General features: G+C 59.1%; 5 protein-coding genes. 3 read left to right on the top strand and 2 right to left on the bottom strand.

What is annotated here, in order from left to right; all coding sequences use genetic code 11:
* The first annotated feature begins 684 nt into the window (after positions 1–684).
* Positions 685–2,070: a glutamine synthetase family protein gene (locus IRZ24_RS14270; protein WP_297165379.1), complete on the top strand. Its 1,386-nt coding sequence runs from the start codon at positions 685–687 to the stop codon at positions 2,068–2,070.
* Positions 2,071–2,319: 249 nt separating this feature from the next.
* Here the strand turns inward: IRZ24_RS14270 and IRZ24_RS14265 are convergent, their stop codons facing one another.
* Both IRZ24_RS14265 and IRZ24_RS14260 read right to left on the bottom strand, forming a co-directional pair.
* Positions 2,320–4,008, bottom strand: coding sequence for a phosphatidylserine/phosphatidylglycerophosphate/cardiolipin synthase family protein (locus IRZ24_RS14265; protein ID WP_297165377.1), 1,689 nt, complete (start codon positions 4,006–4,008; stop codon positions 2,320–2,322).
* A 335-nt stretch (positions 4,009–4,343) separates the two neighbouring features.
* The gene (locus IRZ24_RS14260; protein ID WP_297165375.1) at positions 4,344–5,741 is read right to left on the bottom strand and encodes an NAD-dependent succinate-semialdehyde dehydrogenase; all 1,398 of its coding nucleotides are present in this window, start codon (positions 5,739–5,741) and stop codon (positions 4,344–4,346) included.
* A gap of 274 nt (positions 5,742–6,015) precedes the next feature.
* Between IRZ24_RS14260 and IRZ24_RS14255 the strand changes: the two genes are divergently transcribed.
* Positions 6,016–6,786, top strand: a complete 771-nt coding sequence (locus tag IRZ24_RS14255; RefSeq protein WP_297165373.1) for a class I SAM-dependent methyltransferase — start codon at positions 6,016–6,018, stop codon at positions 6,784–6,786.
* A 56-nt stretch (positions 6,787–6,842) separates the two neighbouring features.
* Positions 6,843–7,379, top strand: a 537-nt coding sequence (locus tag IRZ24_RS14250) for a GNAT family N-acetyltransferase (protein WP_297165372.1), incomplete at its 3' end; no start/stop codon positions are given.

The following is a 7,379-nucleotide window of genomic DNA, read 5'->3' as shown; positions in this document are numbered from 1 at the left end:
GCCAGGGCCGGCCCTAGCGGGGGAAGGGAGGCGTTGCCGTCTTGGGCCTGGCGGGGTCGGATCGAAGTCGTCGGCGAATGTAGGCCAGTCAGCCAGGCCCTGCTGATCGGAATCCATATCCGCGGCTGCTGACTGCTGGCGTGCCGAACGCGTCTCGATCTCTGGATCGGACCCAGGGGCGACGCTCGGCCTCTGAGTGGTGGGGCCAGCTTGATCGGCGGCTCGGCTAGCTCGTAAGGAAGCGCGACGCTTGGGAATGGGAACACTTCTCCAGGAAGGCGCACTCATCGCCGCTGAATGGTCGGAGTCTGTGAGAGGCGGCAGCCGGCGCGATCGCTGGGATTTGGCAGGCTGCCTGGATTGCTGGGAGGCCTGCCGCGGAGAAAAGGCAGACCGGTAGGCGCGCTGCTCATCATCGTCAAGCGGCGTGCGTTGCATCGAAATGTATCTCTCCGTTCTATGGTAGTTCAGCCACACCGGTTCTAGTCTAGCATACTTGTTCAAGGGGAGGAGAGGTCGGCGTCGCTGAAACGAGAGGCGGCCACGCTCTTTCGGCCCTTGACGGTCCAGGCTGGGCATGCTACTCTGCAACCAATGCCTCGATACCTCTGCCGTCTGTCCGGCCTGCTAGAGAGAGTCAACGAGGCGCCAGCCCTCAGTTGCTGAAGAAAGGACGGAGATCGAATGGAACTCGCTCAGATTGAGCAGCTTGTACGCGATGGCAAAGTGGAATATGTCAAGATCGGGACACCCGATATGGAAGGAGTCTACCGCGGCAAGCGCGTCGATGCCACCTATTTCCTGCATGCGCTCAACGAAGGCTTTGCACAATGCGATGTGCTCTTTGGCTGGGATATCGCCGAGAATGTCTTACCCAATCTTAAATTTAGCAACTGGGAGCGCGGCTTCGCCGACCTGGTCATGCGCCCCGACCTCTCGACCTTTGCGCTGGTCCCCTGGGAAGAGCATGTCGCCTCCTGTATCTGTGACCTCTGGACCGAGTCAGGTGAACCGGTAAAACTCTCGCCGCGCTACCTGCTCGGCCAGCTCGTTGAGCGAGCTCGCTCGCTTGGCTATAGTGTGGCGGCGGCTGCCGAGCTAGAGTTTCGCCTCTTCCGTGAGAGCCAGGTCTCGCTGCGTGAAAAGGACTTCGGGCCGAATCTGACCCCACTCAATCCGGGGATGAACTGTTATGCCATCAGCCAGGCAAGTGCAGATGATCATTTGCTGGGTCGCATCGCTCGCATGATGCGCGATTATGGCATTGCCGTAGAGGGCTACAACCGCGAGCATGGTCCTGGCATGTATGAAATGAACCTGCGCTATCAACCGGCTCTGGTCGCCGCTGACTACACTATGCTCTTTAAGACAGGGGTCAAGGAGATCTGTTATCAGATGGGCTACGCCGCTACCTTTATGGCCAAGTGGCATGATCAAGAGGACGGCAGTAGCGGCCACTCACATATGAGCCTTTGGGACCTGGATATGGAGCGCAATTTGTTCTGGGATGAGGAAGCTGAAGGCCATATGTCGGCTACGATGCGCCATTTCCTGGCTGGTATCCTGGAGTCGATGCCTGGCCTGATGGCGCTCTATGCTCCAACGATCAATTCGTATAAGCGCTATGTCGCTGGCACCTGGACCCCGCTCAATACTACCTGGGGTTGGGATAATCGCACCTGTGCTGTACGTGTCATCAATAATGGGCCGCGGGCCATCCGCATTGAGAATCGCGTACCAGGTGCCGACGCCAATTTCTACCTGGTCTTTGCCGCGATGCTGGCGGGCGGCCTCTATGGCATCGAGCGCAAGCTAGAATTGGGTCCAGCTCTGCGTGGTAATGCCTATGACCCGGCTACAATTGCCCGCGCCTCTGAGAGCGGTCATATTCAGGCCCTGGCACGCAATCTGACTGCGGCGACTGACCTCTTTGAGCAGAGCGAGGTAGCGCGCGAATACTTCGGCAGCGACTTCGTGGAGCACTTCGCTGCTACACGACGCTGGGAGGTCAGCGAGTTCGAACGCGCCGTGACTAATTGGGAGCGCCGTCGCTATTTTGAACTCATCTAAGTAATGCTGGATGTGTGAGTGGAGTGAGTGAGTGAGTGAATAGCTCCCTGAGACCGTTGTCAGGTGTAAGGCCGGGTCACACTGCAATGACGTCCGCAAGCCCATGCTAGCAAAGGTAAGCAGCGAGAGCCGCAGCACAGACAGACAGACAGAGCGCTGTGCTGACGTGCTCTCGTTGAACTGCATCGCCAAGGCGGTGAGCACTGTGCGCCGCTGGGGAAATGGAAGCCGATGGGTAGCCAAAAGAGGCTAAGAAGGTTGCTCTTGCTCGATCCAGCCGTGCGCTTCGTCACAGGTCAGGCCTTGCTCCCTGGCCTCCGCCACTGTCAAATAAGGGAGTAGGTGCCCGACCAGTAGCTCACCATTGCGATAGCGCTCTAGATTCTCCTGTGCCTCCTTTGCCAGCAACAGTGCGCCTCGCACATCTTCGCCAAGACGGCGTTCTAGCTCTGAAAGAAGATCGCGGGCGCGGGCCTGGCGGGCTGGATGGAGAGGCTGCTGACCCAGGTAGCGCAGGAGGGTTAGCATATCCTCATCCGGGACAAGGCCGAGATGTTCGCCCCATAGGAGCAGGCGCAGGCCACGAGCTAGCTCACTATCGAGCGTAGCCACATTCATTTCAGCATCATCCCGCATGCCCCGGTTATTCAGGTTAGCCGAGCCGACAGTCGCCCACAGATCATCAATCAGGGCAACCTTAGCATGAACGTAGATCGGACGATAGCGGACGCGACCATCCATCACGTCAGAAGTTGCCAGGGTGAAGACGAGCAGACGTCCCTCTTGAACGGCCTCGGGAGCTGCCTCGCGGAGACGCTGCAGGCCGGCATCAGTGAAGGCGCGCCCCACATTGGGGTGATCTGGCAGGACCATCACGAGATGGGCGCCCCGTTGCAGTGCCTCCCCAAGCAGGTACAAGTTCTGCTCCATATCGGGGCTATCGGGGCCAATAAAGGGGACGTTCAGACCGAGAAAGGAGCGCAGCCAGAAATACTGGTTCTCCAGATAGATCAGACGCTGCGCATGGCGGAAAGCGGCGGCATAAAGCTGGGCGATCCCCTGGATGCCTCCCTCTGGGGCGAAGCGATAGGTATGCTGGGGAATAGTGCGCGCGATCTGCACTACTGTGCGAGTCGCCAACGGTGGGGGCAATGGGTGCTCTGGCACCAGCAGCGCTGCCTCAAGCCCTTTGCGCTCTACCACGTCATTCCAGCGCTGGCGAAAGTTCAGCTCTACATCGGCGGCGGCTGGTCCCTCGATCAGGGCATGTACGTCGTGCCAGGGATGAGGTGAAAGGGGCTTGGCAAGCAAACGCCGCAGAGGCGTAAACAAGGGATGAGGATGCAGATCCCAGCGATCGAATTCGCCGTCATTCTCAATTAAAGGATCGATGCCGCCTACGAAGGCGTAACGCCCATCGATCACGCTGGTCTTCTGGTGGAGGGACTCTGCCGGATGATGGAGCAGACCACGCGAGCTATCGTCAAGTAGACAAAGGACCCCGACTGCACTCAGCTCCTCATAGGCCTGCTGGGGGCTATAGTGTGAAAAAATCTCAGGGCAGTCCCAGAGTAAGGCGCGCACCTCGATGCCGCGCTCGACAGCGTAGCCCAGGACCGCCTGCAGGGTCAGTTCATGGTTGCACCAGAAGGCGATTGCCTCCTCGCTCAGGCCGGCCTGACGCAGCTCGGCGATAAGCTCCTGCTGAGGAGGACTATCGTCAGGCCCAGCGCGCTGATCCTTGCCACGTACGAGAGGCATCGAGGGGGTAAGGCCCCAATGCGCGAGATAAATATACTGCCTGGCCTGGAAGCAAGCCAGACAGAAGGCGAGTAGGGTGGCATGACCGTCGACCAAGTAGGTCACGCGCGAATCACGACGGACTGGGGTGTCACCCTGGGCCCACCACTGCTGTCCGTCAGCGCTCTCTGCGCTCATTGCGTCCGTACCTCCGTCGCTCGAATGCTGCGCCGAACAACAAAGCTCTTCCTGCCGGCAAGCGCAAGCCTCCTGATTGTAGCATGCGCCCCAGCGGAGACACAAGCCGGACGAGCTGAGATGAGTTGGCATGAGGCGCGAACGTGGGAGCAGGGGATACGGCGGCAACCGCGCCTGACAAGGGCAATCCCTGGTAATAAAACCACAGCGGGGAGCAAACCCGCCAGAGAGGGCAAGCCAGTGGCCAGGCCTCCCCGCCATGCACCGGCGTCGTACGGCTCCTTGTCAGCTTGCCAGGCCCGGACAAGGGCCAGAAGGAAGGTCGGAGAGAGGAGTTACTGACGCGCGGGTCCGATCCAGACGGTCTGGATGTTCACGAACTCGCGAATACCAAAGATCGATAGCTCGCGGCCATAGCCGCTATGCTTCACGCCACCGAACGGCAGGCGCGGATCGCTGGCTGTCATCCCATTAATAAAGACACCGCCGGTTTCGAAGTAGCGAGCCATCTGGCGCGCACGTTCGATATTACGTGTCCAAATATTGCCTCCCAAACCGAAAGGCGAAGCATTAGCCAACTCCAAGGCATGCTCCGCATCGCGGGCGTAGATCACAGCCGCTGCTGGACCGAAAGTTTCCTCACGAAACATCGGCATAGCTGGTGTGACCCCGCTCACAATAGTCGGCTCATAGAAGAAGCCACGACCTGAGCCGGGCTTGCCGCCAAGGAGCAAACGCCCGCCCATCTGAAGCGTCTCCTCAACCTGGCGGCGCAGGGTCTCGCGCAAATCGCCGCGTGCCACCGGACCGATCTGGGTCTCCCGCTGCAGTGGGTCGCCCATCCGCAGGCGGGAGGCAGCCTCAACAAAGCGGCGCTCAAAATCAGCAGCCACCGCCTCCACCACAATGAAGCGCTTGGCTGCGATGCAGCTCTGACCAGTATTCTGGAAACGCGAGCGAGTTGCCCATTCGGCAGCCGCATCAAGATCAGCATCCTCCAGCACGATGAAGGCATCAGAACCACCCAACTCCAGCACATGCTTTTTGAGGGCACGTCCGCTGGCAGCGGCTACCTCCATACCCACCTCGGCACTGCCTGTCAGCGTCACAGCGGCAATGCGCGGATCAGTGATCAGTTTCTCGGTCTCGGAGCCGCGCACCAGCACCGTGCGCAGAATGCCCTCGGGGAAGCCGCATGCGCGGAAAACGCGTTCGATCTCCAGGGCACAGCGCGAGACATTTGAAGCATGCTTGAGCACCGTTGTATTCCCTGCCATCAGCGCCGGCGCCGCGAAACGGAACACCTGCCAGAATGGGAAATTCCAGGGCATCAGGGCCAGGACCACACCCAAAGGCCGAAAGGCCACGTAGCTTTCGCTGGCGCTGCTCTCGGCGGGTAGATCGGCCAGAAACTGTTGAGCGTGCTCAGCGTAATAGTCGCAGGCCCAGGCACATTTGACAATCTCTGCCTCGGCCTCTGTAATGGGCTTACCCATCTCGAGCGTGATCAGGCGCCCCAGCTCTGCCTTGTGCTCGCGTAAGTAGGTGGCAAGGCGCTGGAACAGGGCAGCGCGCTCCGTAAAGCTGGTGTCCCGCCACTGGAGGAAAGCGCGACGTGCCTGGTCAAGAGCGGCGTCGATCTGCTCTTCCGTGTAGAGTTCAAAGGTCTCTAGGATCTCTTCGGTGGCCGGATTGATTGACTGGATGATTGGCCTGGTAGATTGGATGGTCATCGACACAACTCCCAGGGGACAGAATAAGGCTCCTCTCGACTGTATTATATCACCCGCAGACCGGCCTTTCCGCACGCTTGCTTTCTCCAGACGAAACACAAACTTGCGATTACCTTGCCAAATCCTTGGAGAATATTTGACATATTCCCAAATAGATGGTAAAATTCTCCAATGAAATAGCAAAATAATTCCTATGAGGAGAAAATTTTGTGGTTTGAGAAGAGAGCGCGGCGGCGCCCTTCTAACGACGACACACTGAAAGGAGAAGCAGGCTATGCGGACTCAGCCCTCTCACTCGCAGCCAGATTATGGCGTCGATGCTCCCGGTATGATTCGCTTCCTTGTCCTGGCGGCTCTATTGCTCTCTCCTGTAGCGCTCTGGCTTCTAGTTAGTCTCCATCTGACAGGCATTGCCATCTGGCTCCTGGCAAATGCCTGTATCTGTCTGGGGGAGGCCTTGGCCATGCTCTGGACCTCACGAGTTGGCAAGCTGCGGGAGATACGACGCTTGCTCGACCGTCTAGTTCTCTGCGGCGATGAGAGCGTGCTTGATGTGGGGTGTGGCCGTGGAATGTTGCTCGTCGAAGCGGCTCGCCGCCTGCGCAGCGGACACGCCACGGGCATCGATATCTGGAGTACACGCGACCAGAGCGGTAATAATCCCCTGGCGACCCAGGAGAATGCCCGCTTGGCTGGAGTAGCCGAGCGGGTCAGCATAGTTACTGCTGACGCGCGGCAATTGCCTTTTCCAGAGGCCAGCTTCGATGTCATCGTCTCCTGCCTCGCTTTGCACAATATCAGCGGAGAGCAGGGGCGTCGCCAGGCTCTGCGTGAGATGGTGCGAGTACTCAAACCAGGCGGACGAATCGCCATTCTGGACCTGGCTCATGTAAAGCAATACGCCCGTGATCTGCGCGAGCTAGGGATGGATCTGCTTGTGTTGGGACGTCCGTCCTGGCGCGTCTTTCCTCCTGTGCGGATGTTACTGGCTCGCAAACCGCTGATCAGCCAGGAAGACAGCGCGCCTACACCAACCACCGCTTGATGTATCACTCTCGTGCATAAGTGGGAACAGCAGCCAAGAGATGGAGAGCCATTGCGATGAGTGCACTACTGCACGGCCTGAATCTGACAACTGGTAATCCTACTGACCGCCTGGGAGTGCTGCAACTCTCTACTGTCTGTGGCTATCAGCTTTGCAATGCTGCGGCTGAGAAAGCAACACTGCTCACAGCCGAAGAGAACTGGCTTGTCAGGTCCGGCTGTGGAGAGTCGATTGCCTATGCTGATCTTCATACTCACAGGGTCGGTGGAGAAACCAGTGGCTCTGTCGGCCTGATCTGCCTGCTGCGTCTCCTTGTGCATCCGTGCTATCGTCGTCGAGGCCTGGCCACCCTCTTGCTGCGCCTGGCAGAGGAGAAAGCTCGCCAACTGGCGGGAGTATGGTCTCCTCTGCCAGGGCCTGATAAGCCGGAGTGGGGCCTGCTTTGTATTCCCGTGCTGCCCGGACAGGACAACTATGCTGCGCAGGTCTTCCTGAAGCGGGAGGGTTATTCACTGCTACCGGGGGCGGGAGCCGACTACTGGGATTGGCCAGTCCCCCCCTCCTTGCCGATGCGAGCAGGCCAGTCCCTGCTC

Origin of the sequence: Thermogemmatispora sp., from assembly GCF_019683755.1 — a bacterium.
Lineage (GTDB): Bacteria > Chloroflexota > Ktedonobacteria > Ktedonobacterales > Ktedonobacteraceae > Thermogemmatispora.
This window is presented reverse-complemented; position numbering and strand designations above follow the sequence as displayed.